Source organism: Pseudomonas cucumis (genome assembly GCF_030687935.1).
Lineage (GTDB): Bacteria > Pseudomonadota > Gammaproteobacteria > Pseudomonadales > Pseudomonadaceae > Aquipseudomonas > Aquipseudomonas cucumis.
Genome location: NZ_CP117454.1, coordinates 1,240,364 through 1,254,142 on the forward strand (window position 1 = coordinate 1,240,364; position 13,779 = coordinate 1,254,142).

General features: G+C 57.9%; 14 protein-coding genes. 13 read left to right on the forward strand and 1 reads right to left on the reverse strand.

All coding sequences use genetic code 11. From position 1 onward, the window contains the following. The first annotated feature begins 112 nt into the window (after positions 1 to 112). The 5 genes from PSH97_RS05390 (at position 113) to ispD (ending at position 5,196) form a co-directional block, all read left to right on the forward strand. Positions 113 to 1,744: a CTP synthase gene (locus tag PSH97_RS05390; protein ID WP_030127979.1), complete on the forward strand. Its 1,632-nt coding sequence runs from the start codon at positions 113 to 115 to the stop codon at positions 1,742 to 1,744. A 6-nt stretch (positions 1,745 to 1,750) separates the two neighbouring features. Then, complete coding sequence (gene kdsA / locus PSH97_RS05395) at positions 1,751 to 2,596, forward strand: 3-deoxy-8-phosphooctulonate synthase (RefSeq protein WP_258697350.1); 846 nt, start codon at positions 1,751 to 1,753, stop codon at positions 2,594 to 2,596. 156 nt (positions 2,597 to 2,752) lie between these two features. Beyond that, entirely contained in the window at positions 2,753 to 4,042 is a 1,290-nt protein-coding gene (eno, locus tag PSH97_RS05400) for a phosphopyruvate hydratase (protein ID WP_123501172.1), read from the forward strand. Positions 4,043 to 4,213: 171 nt separating this feature from the next. Next, on the forward strand, positions 4,214 to 4,492 hold the full coding sequence (gene ftsB, locus PSH97_RS05405; protein WP_007907178.1) for a cell division protein FtsB: 279 nt from the start codon (positions 4,214 to 4,216) through the stop codon (positions 4,490 to 4,492). After that, positions 4,489 to 5,196 carry a 2-C-methyl-D-erythritol 4-phosphate cytidylyltransferase gene (ispD, locus tag PSH97_RS05410; RefSeq protein WP_305448396.1) on the forward strand — a complete coding sequence of 236 codons (708 nt, stop codon included), beginning with the start codon at positions 4,489 to 4,491 and terminating at the stop codon, positions 5,194 to 5,196. The genes ftsB and ispD overlap by 4 nt, the downstream gene beginning before the upstream one ends. A gap of 78 nt (positions 5,197 to 5,274) precedes the next feature. On the opposite strand, the gene PSH97_RS05415 is transcribed toward ispD, so the two are convergent. After that, positions 5,275 to 6,171: a LysR substrate-binding domain-containing protein gene (locus PSH97_RS05415; RefSeq protein WP_305448397.1), complete on the reverse strand. Its 897-nt coding sequence runs from the start codon at positions 6,169 to 6,171 to the stop codon at positions 5,275 to 5,277. A 106-nt stretch (positions 6,172 to 6,277) separates the two neighbouring features. Here PSH97_RS05415 and PSH97_RS05420 point away from each other — a divergent pair, with 106 nt between their 5' ends. From PSH97_RS05420 to rpoS, 8 genes are all read left to right on the forward strand, one after another. Continuing rightward, positions 6,278 to 7,390 carry an S-(hydroxymethyl)glutathione dehydrogenase/class III alcohol dehydrogenase gene (locus tag PSH97_RS05420; protein WP_018927002.1) on the forward strand — a complete coding sequence of 371 codons (1,113 nt, stop codon included), beginning with the start codon at positions 6,278 to 6,280 and terminating at the stop codon, positions 7,388 to 7,390. Positions 7,391 to 7,398: 8 nt separating this feature from the next. Beyond that, on the forward strand, positions 7,399 to 8,244 hold the full coding sequence (gene fghA / locus PSH97_RS05425; protein WP_305448398.1) for an S-formylglutathione hydrolase: 846 nt from the start codon (positions 7,399 to 7,401) through the stop codon (positions 8,242 to 8,244). A 43-nt stretch (positions 8,245 to 8,287) separates the two neighbouring features. After that, complete coding sequence (gene ispF, locus PSH97_RS05430) at positions 8,288 to 8,761, forward strand: 2-C-methyl-D-erythritol 2,4-cyclodiphosphate synthase (RefSeq protein WP_305448399.1); 474 nt, start codon at positions 8,288 to 8,290, stop codon at positions 8,759 to 8,761. Then, on the forward strand, positions 8,758 to 9,816 hold the full coding sequence (gene truD / locus PSH97_RS05435; protein ID WP_305448400.1) for a tRNA pseudouridine(13) synthase TruD: 1,059 nt from the start codon (positions 8,758 to 8,760) through the stop codon (positions 9,814 to 9,816). The genes ispF and truD overlap by 4 nt, the downstream gene beginning before the upstream one ends. Continuing rightward, positions 9,804 to 10,553, forward strand: coding sequence for a 5'/3'-nucleotidase SurE (surE, locus tag PSH97_RS05440; RefSeq protein ID WP_305448401.1), 750 nt, complete (start codon positions 9,804 to 9,806; stop codon positions 10,551 to 10,553). The genes truD and surE overlap by 13 nt, the downstream gene beginning before the upstream one ends. 41 nt (positions 10,554 to 10,594) lie before the next feature. Then, positions 10,595 to 11,230, forward strand: a complete 636-nt coding sequence (locus PSH97_RS05445; protein WP_177318845.1) for a protein-L-isoaspartate(D-aspartate) O-methyltransferase — start codon at positions 10,595 to 10,597, stop codon at positions 11,228 to 11,230. 211 nt (positions 11,231 to 11,441) lie between these two features. Continuing rightward, the gene (locus tag PSH97_RS05450) at positions 11,442 to 12,299 is read left to right on the forward strand and encodes a peptidoglycan DD-metalloendopeptidase family protein (RefSeq protein ID WP_038979166.1); all 858 of its coding nucleotides are present in this window, start codon (positions 11,442 to 11,444) and stop codon (positions 12,297 to 12,299) included. 106 nt (positions 12,300 to 12,405) lie between these two features. Continuing rightward, entirely contained in the window at positions 12,406 to 13,413 is a 1,008-nt protein-coding gene (gene rpoS / locus PSH97_RS05455) for an RNA polymerase sigma factor RpoS (protein ID WP_305448402.1), read from the forward strand. Positions 13,414 to 13,779 lie beyond the last annotated feature (366 nt).

Sequence of the window (13,779 nt, forward strand, 5' to 3'; positions counted from 1 at the left end):
GCGGTTTTTTTGAAAGGTGCACTGTGATTAATGCAGGTGATCGGGGGCTTCGGCCTTCCTTCGCTTTCCCCGGCGGCTCGGACCGCTTTAACGCAGACTTCTAGGGTTTTTCATGACGCGCTACATATTCGTCACGGGCGGTGTTGTTTCTTCATTGGGGAAAGGCATTGCCTCGGCTTCATTGGCGGCCATCCTGGAGGCGCGGGGACTTAAGGTCACCATGCTGAAGCTGGACCCGTACATCAACGTTGACCCGGGCACCATGAGCCCGTTCCAGCACGGTGAAGTGTTCGTCACCCACGACGGCGCCGAGACCGACCTGGACCTGGGCCACTACGAGCGGTTCATCCGCACGACCATGACCCAGAACAACAACTTCACCACCGGCCGTGTCTACGAACACGTCCTGCGCAAAGAGCGTCGTGGTGATTACCTGGGCGCTACCATTCAGGTGATCCCGCACATCACCGACGAAATCAAGCGCCGGATCATCAAGGGCGCCGGCGATGCCGACGTGGCCATGGTCGAGATCGGTGGCACCGTGGGTGACATCGAATCGCAACCGTTCCTCGAAGCGATCCGTCAACTGCGTTTCGAAGTCGGCGCCAAGCGCGCGATGCTGATGCACCTGACGCTGGTGCCGTACATCGCCACTGCCGGCGAAACCAAAACCAAACCGACTCAGCACTCGGTCAAGGAACTGCGTTCCATTGGCCTGCAACCTGACGTGCTGGTGTGCCGCTCCGATCACCCGATCGATATTTCTTCGCGTCGCAAGATCGCGCAGTTCACCAACGTTGAAGAACGTGCAGTGATCGCGCTGGAAGACGCCGACACCATCTACAAGATCCCGGGCATTCTGCACTCCCAGGGCCTGGATGATTTCGTTGTCGAGCGTTTTGGCTTGCAATGCGACAGCGCCGATCTGTCCGAGTGGGAAGCGGTGGTGGATGCCAAGCTCAACCCTGAGCACGAAGTCACCATCGCCATGGTCGGCAAGTACATGGAACTGCTGGACGCCTACAAGTCGCTGATTGAAGCGATGAGTCATGCCGGCATCAGCAACCGTACCAAAGTCAACCTGCGCTACATCGATTCCGAAGACATCGAAAACCAGGGCACCGCGCTGCTAGAAGGCGTCGATGCGATTCTGGTGCCGGGCGGCTTCGGTCTGCGTGGCGTTGAAGGCAAGATCACTGCCGTTCAATACGCTCGCGAAAACAAGGTTCCATACCTGGGTATCTGCCTGGGCATGCAAGTGGCCGTTATCGAGTTCGCTCGTAACGTCATGGGCTGGAAAGACGCCAACTCCACCGAGTTCGATCGCACCAGCGGTCACCCGGTCGTGGGTCTGATCACCGAGTGGGAAGATGCCACCGGCGCAGTCGAAACCCGTACCGAAACCTCCGATCTGGGCGGCACCATGCGCCTGGGCGCTCAGGATTGCCTGCTTGAGCCGGGTTCCCTGGTGCACGATTGCTATGCCAAGGACGTGATCGTCGAGCGTCACCGTCATCGCTACGAAGTGAACAACAATCTGCTGCCGCAAATCATCGAGGCCGGTCTGAAAATCTCCGGTCGTTCCGGTGATGGCGCGCTGGTTGAAGTGGTCGAAGCACCGGATCATCCATGGTTCGTCGCTTGCCAGTTCCACCCTGAGTTCACCTCGACGCCACGCGACGGTCACCCATTGTTCAGCGGCTTCGTCAAAGCTGCTTTGGCCCAACACCAGAAGAAGGCGTAAAACCTGATGGCGCAGAAAATCATTCGCGTTGGCAACATCGAGATTGCCAACGACAAGCCCATGGTGCTGTTCGGTGGCATGAACGTGCTGGAAAGCCGTGACATGGCGATGCAGGTCTGCGAAGAGTACGTAAAGGTCACCGAAAAACTCGGTATCCCTTACGTGTTCAAGGCCAGTTTCGACAAGGCGAACCGTTCTTCCGTGACCTCCTACCGTGGCCCCGGCCTGGAAGAGGGCATGCGGATTTTCCAGGACATCAAGCAAGCCTTCGGCGTACCGATCATCACCGACGTCCACGAGCCTGATCAGGCCGCGGTTGTCGCTGAAGTCTGCGACATCATCCAGTTGCCGGCCTTCCTGTCGCGCCAGACCGACCTCGTGGTCGCGATGGCCAAGACCGGCGCGGTGATCAACATCAAGAAAGCCCAGTTCCTTGCGCCTCAGGAAATGAAACACATCCTGAACAAGTGCGTAGAAGCCGGTAACGATCAGTTGATCCTCTGCGAGCGTGGCTCGAGCTTCGGCTACAACAACCTGGTGGTCGACATGCTTGGCTTCGGCATCATGAAGCAGTTCGAATACCCGGTGTTCTTCGACGTGACCCACGCGCTGCAAATGCCCGGCGGTCGCTCCGATTCCGCTGGCGGTCGTCGCGCCCAGGTCACTGACCTGGCCAAGGCCGGCATGAGCCAGTCGCTGGCCGGGCTGTTCCTCGAAGCCCACCCGGACCCGGACAACGCCAAATGCGACGGCCCTTGCGCCCTGCGCCTGGACAAACTGGAACCCTTCCTGGCCCAACTCAAAGCACTGGACGAACTGGTGAAGAGTTTTCCGACGGTAGAAACCGCGTAAACCTCAATTCTCCGGTAAAGTACCGCACGATTTAATGCTCAGGCCCTCGGGCTTGAGCCTTATCGTCCGCAAGCCTGCCCGCTGTCTGTCGCTTGCCGACGATAAAAGATTTCCTTCAGCTGCGTCGTTTTCGTCAACTTTGGAGTGTTTACAACAATGGCAAAAATCGTCGACATCAAAGGTCGTGAAGTTCTCGACTCCCGTGGCAATCCCACTGTGGAAGCAGACGTGCTTCTCGATAACGGCATCATCGGCAGCGCTTGCGCGCCATCCGGTGCTTCCACTGGCTCGCGTGAAGCACTCGAGCTGCGTGATGGCGACAAGAGCCGTTACCTGGGCAAAGGCGTTCTGAAAGCCGTCGCCAACATCAACGGTCCGATCCGCGACCTGTTGCTGGGTGCAGACCCAAGCGACCAGAAAGCGCTGGATCACGCGATGATCAAGCTGGACGGCACTGAAAACAAAGCGACCCTGGGCGCCAACGCCATCCTCGCCGTTTCCCTGGCCGCGGCCAAGGCAGCAGCACAGGACCAGGACCTGCCGCTGTACGCACACATCGCTAACCTGAACGGCACTCCGGGTGTTTACTCGATGCCGGTTCCGATGATGAACATCATCAACGGTGGCGAGCACGCCGATAACAACGTCGACATCCAGGAATTCATGGTTCAGCCGGTTGGCGCCAAGTCTTTCTCGGAAGGTCTGCGCATGGGCACCGAGATTTTCCATCACCTTAAAGCCGTGCTGAAGGCCCGTGGCCTGAGCACTGCCGTTGGTGACGAAGGTGGGTTCGCGCCGAACCTGGCCTCCAACGAAGACGCTTTGAAAGTGATCTCCGAAGCTGTGGCCAACGCCGGTTACACGCTGGGCACCGACGTGACCCTGGCCCTGGACTGCGCTGCCAGCGAATTCTACGAAGACGGTAAATACAACCTGTCCGGCGAAGGCCAGGTGTTCACCGCTGAAGGTTTCGCTGACTACCTGAAAGGCCTGACCGAGCGTTATCCGATCATCTCCATCGAAGACGGTCTGGACGAGTCCGACTGGGCTGGCTGGAAAATCCTCACCGACAAGATCGGTGAGAAGACTCAGCTGGTAGGCGACGACTTGTTCGTGACCAACACCAAGATCCTGAAAGAAGGCATCGATAAAAAGATCGCCAACTCGATCCTGATCAAGTTCAACCAGATCGGCACCCTGACCGAAACCCTGGAAGCCATCCAGATGGCCAAGGCCGCTGGTTACACTGCCGTGATCTCTCACCGCTCCGGCGAAACCGAAGATTCGACCATTGCCGACCTGGCTGTGGGCACTGCGGCTGGCCAGATCAAGACCGGCTCGCTGTGCCGTTCCGACCGCGTTTCCAAGTACAACCAACTGCTGCGTATCGAAGAGCAGCTGAATGGCAAAGCCAAGTACAACGGTCGCAGCGAATTTCGCGGTTAATCGTTAACTGGTAAAAAGACACCGGATTGTGTCGAAAAAATCGCGACAGCGATGGATTTGCCACTAATCTGATGCCTTAAGAGCACAAGCCTGGTTCTTCCAGGCTTCGTGCTATCAGAAGCTTCAAAGTTTTGGCATGGCTGTCTTTTTTCACTGGATACCTGATATTCGATGCGCAGTCCCAATTGGTTGTTCCTCGTCTTGCTCTTGCTGCTGGCCGGCCTGCAGTACCGCCTGTGGGTGGGTAATGGCAGTCTGGCGCAAGTGGCCGAGCTGAAGCAGCAGATTGCGGATCAACACGCCGAGAATGAGGCGTTGCTGGAGCGTAATCGGGTGATGGACGCCGAAGTCAGCGAATTGAAAAAGGGCATGGAGACCGTTGAGGAACGGGCTCGTCATGAGTTGGGCATGGTCAAGGACGGTGAAACCCTTTACCAGTTGGCCCAATGATTAATTCGTTACCGGCCTTCTGGGCCGTGATTCCTGCCGCGGGCGTCGGTGCCCGTATGGCCGCGGACCGTCCCAAGCAATATTTGCAGCTGGGCGGGCGCACTATTCTCGAACACAGCCTCGGCTGTTTCCTCGATCATCCTGCCCTGAAAGGGTTGGTGGTCAGTCTTGCAATCGATGATCCTTACTGGCCGAACCTGGCGTGCGCTGCTGATCCGCGAATTCAGCGGGTCGAAGGTGGTGCCGAGCGCTCCGGGTCGGTGCTCAATGCCTTGCTGCATTTGCATGCCCAAGGCGCTGACGATGAGGATTGGGTGTTGGTTCACGATGCTGCGCGGCCAAATCTGGCGCGTGATGATCTCGATAAATTGCTCAGTGAGCTGGCCGATGATCCGGTAGGCGGTCTGTTGGCGGTGCCTGCGCGCGATACCCTCAAGCGGGTCGACAAGCACGGGCGCGTGCTGGAAACGGTGGATCGCAGTGTGATCTGGCAAGCGTATACGCCGCAAATGTTTCGCCTTGGCGCGTTGCATCGGGCGTTGGCGGACAGTCTGGTGGCGGACGTTGTCATCACCGATGAAGCCTCGGCCATGGAATGGTCGGGCCAGGCGCCGCGTCTGATTGAAGGGCGATCCGATAACATCAAAGTCACTCGCCCTGAAGACCTTGAATGGTTGCGACAGCGTTGGGCCAACCGCCGCTAAAAGATCGCAGCCTTCGGCAGCTCCTACGGATGTACACATAACCGTGTAGGAGCCGCCGAAGGCTGCGATCTTTTGATCTTAAACGCGATATTCCGCTCGTTCAGCCAACCCCTCCTTCAAGTAATCCACCAACTTGCGCACCTTTGGCGACAGATGCCGTTGCTGTGGGTAAAGCGCCCAAACGGCTGTGTTCGGCGGTTGATGGGCTTCCAACAGCGAAATCAATTCGCCGTTTTTCAGATATTCCAGTACGTAATAATCCGGCAACTGACACAACCCAACTCCTTGTAGCGCGGCATCCAACACTGCTTGCCCACTGTTGCAGCGCCAGTTTCCCTGCACGCGCTGGGAAAATTCCCGACCGTTCTGTTCCAGTTGCCAGATGTCCGAGCTGCCGATGAGGCAGTTATGGCGACTCAATTCCGACAAGCTGTGTGGGCGACCATACCGTTCCAGGTAGGACGGTGAGGCGCACAGGTACATGCGCCGCGGTGCCAGACGTGTGGCGACCAATCTTGAATCCTGCAGACGGCCTAGGCGGATGGCCAGGTCCAGCCCTTCATGCACCAGATCGAGCGGGCGATTGCTCAGTTCGATATCGACACGCAGTTGCGGATACATGCCCATGAAGCGAGTCACCAGCGGCACGATGAATCGCTCGCCGTAGGCCACGGCACAAGTCATGCGTAGCATGCCCTTGGGTTCGCTGGTCAGATCGCCGACAGCGCGCAGTGCTTCTTCGCGACCGTCCTGCAAACGCTGGCAATGCTGCAAAAAAGTTTGCCCGGCCTCGGTCAGCGTGACCCGGCGGGTGCTGCGATAGAGCAAGCGGGTTTGCAGGCGCTCTTCCAGTCGTACGATTTGTCGACTGATATGGGAGGAAGACACCCCAAGGCGCTCAGCCGCGGCAGTGAATTGGCTGCACTCGGCGACGGCGACGAACTCATCGATGCCTTCCCAGCGGTTTTCGGACATCAGGATTATCCCTGTGTGGCAATAATGTTTTGCTTTTGTCCTGATTATTCATCGTAAGCCGCTGTATTACACTCCTTGTCTTGTTTTTATTCACTGGAGAGTCAGCATGATCAAGTCGCGCGCCGCCGTTGCCTTCGAGGCCAAGAAACCCCTCGAGATCGTTGAAGTCGATGTTGCCATGCCCAAGGCGGGTGAAGTCCTGCTGCGTGTAGTTGCCTCCGGTGTTTGCCATACCGATGCCTACACCCTCTCTGGCGCGGACCCGGAAGGCATCTTCCCGTCGATCCTGGGTCATGAAGGTGGCGCGGTGGTCGAAGCGATTGGTGAGGGCGTGACTTCGGTCGCGGTCGGCGACCATGTGATCCCGCTATACACCCCGGAATGTGGCAAGTGCAAATTCTGTCTGTCGGGCAAAACCAACCTCTGCCAGGCGATTCGTGCAACCCAGGGTAAAGGCCTGATGCCGGACGGCACTTCGCGCTTTTCCTACAAGGGCGAAACGATTTTCCACTACATGGGCACCTCGACTTTTTCCGAGTACACCGTGCTACCGGAAATCTCCGTGGCCAAAATTCCTAAAGAAGCCCCATTGGAAAAAGTCTGCCTGCTGGGTTGTGGCGTCACCACTGGTATCGGTGCGGTCATCAACACCGCCAAGGTCAAACCGGGTGACACCGTTGCCATCTTCGGTCTGGGCGGCATTGGTCTGTCAGCTGTGATCGGCGCGGTCAAAGCCAAGGCAGGGCGGATCATCGCCATCGATATCAATCCGGCCAAGTTCGAGATCGCCAGGCAATTGGGCGCGACCGATTGTGTAAACCCGAAAGACTTCGATCGTCCGATTCAGGAAGTGATCGTCGACATGACCGATGGCGGCGTCGACTTTTCCTTCGAATGCATCGGCAACGTCCAGTTGATGCGTGCCGCACTTGAGTGCTGCCACAAAGGCTGGGGTGAGTCGGTGATCATCGGCGTGGCCGGCGCCGGTCAGGAAATCTCCACCCGTCCGTTCCAGTTGGTGACCGGTCGCGTCTGGCGCGGTTCGGCATTCGGTGGTGTGCGTGGGCGTACCGAGTTGCCGAGCTATGTCGAAATGGCCCAGACCGGCGAGATCCCGCTGGATACCTTCATTACCCACACGATGGGCCTGGAAGATATCAACAAGGCGTTTGACCTGATGCATGAAGGCAAAAGCATCCGTAGCGTCATCCATTTCTGAGGTCGGTCATGAGCCTGGAAAATATCTCCTGTCAGAAAAGCTTCGGCGGCTGGCACAAGCGCTATCGGCACCGCTCCGACGTGCTCGGTTGCGACATGGTGTTTGCCGTATACCTGCCACCGCAAGCGGAGCAGGGCGGTAAGCTGCCGGTGCTGTATTGGTTGTCCGGCCTGACCTGCACCGACGAAAACTTCATGCAAAAGGCCGGCGCCATGCGCATGGCCGCCGAGCTGGGGCTGATCATCGTCGCACCGGACACCAGCCCGCGCGGCCCTGATGTGCCGGGTGATCCAGACGGCGCCTGGGACTTCGGTCTCGGTGCCGGGTTCTATCTGAATGCCACGCAGGAACCTTGGTCCCGGCACTATCGGATGCATGACTATGTCGTGCAGGAATTGCCGGCATTGGTTGAGGCTCATTTCCCTGCGTCGGACAAACGCGGCATCAGCGGCCATTCCATGGGCGGTCACGGCGCGTTGATCTGCGCCTTGCGCAATCCGGGGCATTATCAGTCGGTGTCGGCATTCTCACCGATCAACAACCCGATCGATTGCCCGTGGGGGCAGAAAGCCTTTTCCCGCTACTTGGGTGAAGACCGGTCGAAATGGCGCGAGTGGGATGCCTGTGCATTGATCGCTGAGGCCGACGAGAAGCTGCCGCTGTTGGTGGATCAGGGTGATCGCGACGATTTCCTCGCCACCCAGCTCAAGCCTGAAGCCCTGCAACAGGCGGCTAAACTGGCAGGTCATCCGCTGACGTTGCGTCTGCAACCGGGCTACGACCACAGTTATTTCTTCATCGCCAGCTTCATCGACGACCACTTGCAGCATCACGCGCGCGCTCTAGGCGCTTAATGCAGGTAGAATCACGCCCTGACAAAAATCGGGGCGTTTTTTTATGCGTATTGGCCACGGCTATGATGTGCACCGTTTCGGTGAAGGCGATTTCATCACACTGGGCGGCGTGCGGATTGCACACAGCTTCGGGCTGCTCGCCCATTCCGACGGTGACGTTTTGCTGCACGCCTTGAGCGATGCCTTGCTCGGCGCTGCCGCGCTGGGTGATATCGGCAAGCACTTCCCGGACACCGACCCGCAATTCAAGGGCGCCGACAGCCGTGTGCTGTTGCGTCACGTCGTCGCACTGATCCATGCCAAAGGCTGGAAAGTCGGCAACGTCGATAACACCATCGTTGCCCAGGCCCCGAAAATGGCCCCGCATATCGAATCGATGCGCGCGCTGATTGCCGCGGATCTTCAAGTTGAGTTGGATCAAGTGAACGTGAAAGCTACCACCACCGAAAAGCTCGGCTTTGTCGGTCGCGAAGAAGGCATTTCCGTGCACTCCGTTGCCCTGTTGCTGCGCGCATGAACGAGGCGCAATTGCTTGGCCCCCGGGCCTATGGTGAGGCTCTCGGCAGCGCGGTACTGAAAGCCACAGCGGAAGATTTTCAGGTCGATGAGGTGCTTGATATCCCCCTGAGCGGCGATGGGGAACACCTGTGGATCTGGGTGGAAAAGCGCGGTCTGAATACCGAAGAAGCGGCACGGCGCATCGCCAAGGCGGCGGGTGTGCCGTTGCGCACCGTCAGCTATGCCGGCCTCAAGGACCGTCAGGCGCTGACTCGCCAGTGGTTCAGCGTGCAACTGCCGGGCAAGGCCGATCCTGATCTGTCGGCGGCGGAAAACGACACGCTGAAAATCCTTAAGACCGGTCGGCACAAGCGCAAACTGCAACGTGGTGCCCATTCGGCCAACGGCTTCACCTTGCGCTTGACCCAGTTCGCCGGTGACAAGGCGGCGATCGAAGAGCGTCTGCAACTGATCGCCAAGCAAGGTATTCCCAATTATTTCGGCGCCCAGCGTTTCGGACATGACGGCGGCAACGTCATCGACGCCCGTGCCTGGGCTGCGCGCAAGGCCCTGCCGGAGCAACGCAATGTGCGTTCGCGCCTACTCTCCACTGCGCGCAGTTTTCTGTTCAATCAAGTGTTGGCGGCGCGTGTCGCCGATGGCACCTGGCAGCGCGCTCAGGTGGGTGATCTGCTGGCGTTCACCGACAGCCGCAGTTTTTTCCCGGCCGGTGAAGCCGAATGCAGCGACCCGCGCTTGGCGATTCTCGACTTGCACCCGACCGGCCCGCAGTGGGGCGAAGGTGACTCGCCGACGTCAGGCGCTGTCCATGAACTGGAGCAGGCAATCGCCGCGCGCGAAGCGGATCTGCGCGATTGGTTGATTAACGCCGGAATGAGCCACGAACGTCGCATCCTGCGGCTGCCCATTGGCGGGTTGACGTGGCATTATCCCCAGCCTGACATTCTGCAACTGGAATTCGTCCTGCCGGCCGGATGCTTCGCCACCGTATTGGTGCGTGAACTCGTCGATCTGGTGCCGGTGGGGCAGACGGACAGCCCATGCGTATTCTGATTTCTAACGACGATGGGGTAGCCGCACCCGGTCTCGCCGCGCTTTATGCTGCGCTGGCGGATTACACCGAATGCGTGGTTATCGCCCCGGACCAGGACAAAAGCGGCGCCAGCAGCTCGCTGACGCTCGACCGTCCGTTGCACCCGCAAACCCTGGCCAACGGCTTTATCAGCCTCAACGGCACACCCACCGACTGCGTGCACCTGGGCCTTAACGGCTTGCTGGAACTCGAGCCGGACATGGTGGTTTCCGGCATCAACCTGGGGGCCAACCTGGGGGATGACGTGCTGTATTCCGGCACCGTGGCGGCGGCCCTCGAGGGGCGTTTCCTTGGGCGTCCTTCGTTTGCCTTTTCGTTCGTCTCACGGCAAGTAGAGAACCTTCCCACAGCCGCCTATTTTGCGCGCAAACTGGTAGAGGCTCACGCGGACCTTGAACTGCCACCGCGCACGGTACTGAATGTGAACATTCCCAACTTGCCGCTTGAGCACATCCGCGGTATCCAGCTGACCCGCCTCGGCCATCGCGCCCGCGCCGCGGCACCGATGAAAGTGGTCGACCCGCGCGGTAAATCCGGTTACTGGATCGCCGCCGCGGGGGACGCTGAAGATGGTGGCCCGGGCACCGATTTTCATGCGGTGATGCAAGGCTATGTTTCAATCACGCCACTGCAACTGGATCGCACCTTTAATGATGCCTTCAGAAGTCTCGATGGCTGGCTGGAGGGGCTGCGTTAATGGCTCGTGAACAAGACCATATTCTGCATCGCGGTATCGGGATGACCTCTCAACGGACCCGTGAGCGTCTGATTCAGCGCCTTTATGAAGAAGGCATCTCCAACGCCAAGGTGCTGGAAGTCATTCGCCGTACACCTCGTCACCTGTTCGTCGACGAGGCACTGGCTCATCGTGCCTATGAAGATACGGCGCTGCCGATCGGGCATAACCAGACCATTTCCCAGCCTTATATGGTGGCGCGCATGAGCGAGCTGCTGCTGGAAGCCGGTCCATTGGACAAGGTAATGGAAATCGGCACCGGTTCGGGTTATCAGACGGCCGTGCTGTCGCAATTGGTCGAGCGGGTTTTTTCCGTGGAGCGCATCAAGGTGCTGCAAGACCGGGCCAAGGAGCGCCTGGTGGAACTGAACCTGCGCAACGTGGTATTTCGCTGGGGCGATGGTTGGGAAGGCTGGCCGGCACTGGCGCCTTACAACGGCATCATCGTCACCGCCGTGGCCACCGACGTGCCTCAGGCACTGCTCGATCAGTTGGCACCCGGCGGGCGACTGGTGATTCCGGTCGGCTCCGGTGAAGTTCAACAATTGATGTTGATCATCCGTGAGGAACAGGGCTTTTCCAGGCGTGTTCTGGGGGCGGTGCGCTTTGTGCCATTGCTCAATGGGCCGTTGGCCTGAGCATTTGTTTAAGCACGCTGAATTCTCTTCGATTGCCTGGGTCTTACAGCGGCATCAATTGGTTAAACGGAATTCATCGTCTGACAGCAAACGTGTGCCAGAAGCGAATCCGCTTCATTAAGGGTAAAGCCGGTTCGGCCCGTTTTACATGCGACATTTCGTGCCGGAGCACGACAATTCATATTTTTAGCCACCACAAAGGGAGCGGCGGGTGAGTCTCACAGTCATTGCGCAGCGAATGGGTATAACGAGCTTTCAGCGTCTGGTGACTGGCCTTGTCTTGAGTACCTTGCTGGTCGGATGTTCCAGCACAAAATCAGGGAGTGCGAGCGTCGTCGATCGCAATAACGCGGTCGCCCAACGTCCGGCCGTGACCACTGGCCAGTATGTTGTCCGACCCAAGGACACTTTGTTCTCTATCGCCTTTCGCTACGGTTGGGACTACAAAGCCCTCGCGGCGCGGAACAATATTCCTACGCCTTACACGATCCATCCGGGTCAGACGATTCGCTTCGATGGTCGCAGCGGTTCAACGCCGACGGCAGTAGTGAGTTCGTCCAGTTCCTCGCCTTCGTCGTCGAGTAAAACCACCGTAATTCGGCGCCAGGCAAATGGCGCGACGACCAGCACAACAGTGCTTGCACCGTCCGTCGCTAACAAGCCAGCACCCGCGCCACTGCCTCCTGCCGGTCCGGCCCCGACGGGCTGGGGGTGGCCTTCTAATGGCATTCTCATTGGTAAATTCTCTTCAAACGGTAGTTTGAATAAAGGAATTGATATCGCCGGAGATTTGGGACAGCCTGTTTTAGCTGCGTCTGATGGGACGGTGGTATACGCCGGGAGTGGCTTAAGGGGCTACGGCGAATTAGTCATCATCAAACACAGCGATACCTACGTCAGTGCCTACGGACATAACCGCAGGCTGTTGGTTCGGGAGGGGCAGCAGGTCAAAGTCGGACAGACAATTGCCGAAATGGGGTCAACGGGTACAGACCGGGTGAAACTGCATTTTGAGATTCGCCGACAAGGTAAACCTGTAGATCCGCTGCAATTCCTGCCACGTCGTTGATTTGTTAGCCAGCCTGTTCCGTCACGTAGAGGGAACAGGCTCCAGCGTTGCCAGGGATAAAGGCGCCGCTTGAGCTTGAGGTCGAACTCACCAAAGGACTATAACAATGGCTCTCAGTAAAGAAGTGCCGGAGTTTGACATCGACGATGAGGTTCTCCTGATGGAGACCGGCATCGCCACGGATTCGATGTCGAATGAAGAAGGGGATGCACCTCCTTCCGTTCGTGCCAAATCCAGACACTCCGCTTCGCTTAAGCAACACAAGTACATCGACTACACACGGGCACTCGATGCCACTCAGCTGTACCTAAACGAAATCGGCTTTTCCCCATTGCTCTCCCCGGAAGAAGAAGTTCATTTTGCGCGCTTGTCGCAAAGTGGCGATCCGGCCGGACGCAAGCGCATGATTGAAAGCAACCTGCGGCTGGTGGTGAAAATCGCCCGGCGCTACGTCAATCGTGGGCTGTCGTTACTGGACCTGATCGAAGAGGGCAACCTCGGACTGATCCGGGCAGTAGAAAAGTTCGATCCCGAACGTGGATTCCGCTTTTCGACCTACGCCACCTGGTGGATTCGTCAGACCATCGAGCGCGCGATCATGAATCAGACCCGGACCATCCGGTTACCGATCCATGTGGTCAAAGAGCTCAACGTGTACTTGCGCGCTGCACGGGAGCTGACTCAAAAGCTCGATCACGAACCCTCACCCGAAGAAATCGCCAACCTGCTGGAGAAACCGGTAGGCGAGGTCAAGCGCATGCTCGGCCTGAATGAGCGGGTTTCTTCGGTCGACGTCTCGCTGGGTCCGGATTCGGATAAAACCCTGCTGGACACCCTGACCGACGACCGCCCGACCGATCCATGCGAACTGTTGCAGGACGACGACCTGTCCCAGAGCATCGATCAATGGCTCTCGGAGCTGACCGACAAGCAACGCGAGGTGGTCATTCGCCGCTTCGGCTTGCGAGGTCACGAGAGCAGTACGCTTGAAGATGTAGGCCTGGAAATCGGCCTGACCCGGGAGCGGGTCAGGCAAATCCAGGTTGAAGGTCTCAAGCGTCTTCGGGAGATTCTCGAGAAAAACGGCCTGTCGAGTGAGTCGCTGTTCCAATAAGCAATTCGCTCAACCGGTAACAAATAGCCCCACCTGGTTGGGGCTTTTTGTTGTCTGGAATAGGGGAAGGGAGTTGTCTGGGACATCACCTCAAGTTTGTAGTCTCGTTTTGTAAGTCTTTGCTTACTCTTTCGTAAGTGTTCGTTATTTTTAAACCCAAGCAGTTGTCTATTTGACCTGTTTCTTATGTGTATCTTGTTGATTTATATGATTATTTTTTTAGATTAACGGCATGTGACAGGCGATTTCAGCGACAGAGGCCGATTGCTCTTGGTAGGGAATTCTCTAGTATTTGAACTGTGTCGACGGATAGACACGCCCTTCAAGGAAGAGGGGAATGGACATCGCAGGAAGCGGTTCATCAGG

Bases quoted from the DNA above. Each gene is read 5' to 3' on its own strand.
- PSH97_RS05390 (WP_030127979.1), top strand. From the start codon at position 113: ATGACGCGCTACATATTCGTCACGGGCGGTGTTGTTTCTTCATTGGGG.
- kdsA (WP_258697350.1), top strand. From the start codon at position 1,751: ATGGCGCAGAAAATCATTCGCGTTGGCAACATCGAGATTGCCAACGAC.
- eno (WP_123501172.1), top strand. From the start codon at position 2,753: ATGGCAAAAATCGTCGACATCAAAGGTCGTGAAGTTCTCGACTCCCGT.
- ftsB (WP_007907178.1), top strand. From the start codon at position 4,214: ATGCGCAGTCCCAATTGGTTGTTCCTCGTCTTGCTCTTGCTGCTGGCC.
- ispD (WP_305448396.1), top strand. From the start codon at position 4,489: ATGATTAATTCGTTACCGGCCTTCTGGGCCGTGATTCCTGCCGCGGGC.
- PSH97_RS05415 (WP_305448397.1), bottom strand. From the start codon at position 6,171: ATGTCCGAAAACCGCTGGGAAGGCATCGATGAGTTCGTCGCCGTCGCC.
- PSH97_RS05420 (WP_018927002.1), top strand. From the start codon at position 6,278: ATGATCAAGTCGCGCGCCGCCGTTGCCTTCGAGGCCAAGAAACCCCTC.
- fghA (WP_305448398.1), top strand. From the start codon at position 7,399: ATGAGCCTGGAAAATATCTCCTGTCAGAAAAGCTTCGGCGGCTGGCAC.
- ispF (WP_305448399.1), top strand. From the start codon at position 8,288: ATGCGTATTGGCCACGGCTATGATGTGCACCGTTTCGGTGAAGGCGAT.
- truD (WP_305448400.1), top strand. From the start codon at position 8,758: ATGAACGAGGCGCAATTGCTTGGCCCCCGGGCCTATGGTGAGGCTCTC.
- surE (WP_305448401.1), top strand. From the start codon at position 9,804: ATGCGTATTCTGATTTCTAACGACGATGGGGTAGCCGCACCCGGTCTC.
- PSH97_RS05445 (WP_177318845.1), top strand. From the start codon at position 10,595: ATGACCTCTCAACGGACCCGTGAGCGTCTGATTCAGCGCCTTTATGAA.
- rpoS (WP_305448402.1), top strand. From the start codon at position 12,406: ATGGCTCTCAGTAAAGAAGTGCCGGAGTTTGACATCGACGATGAGGTT.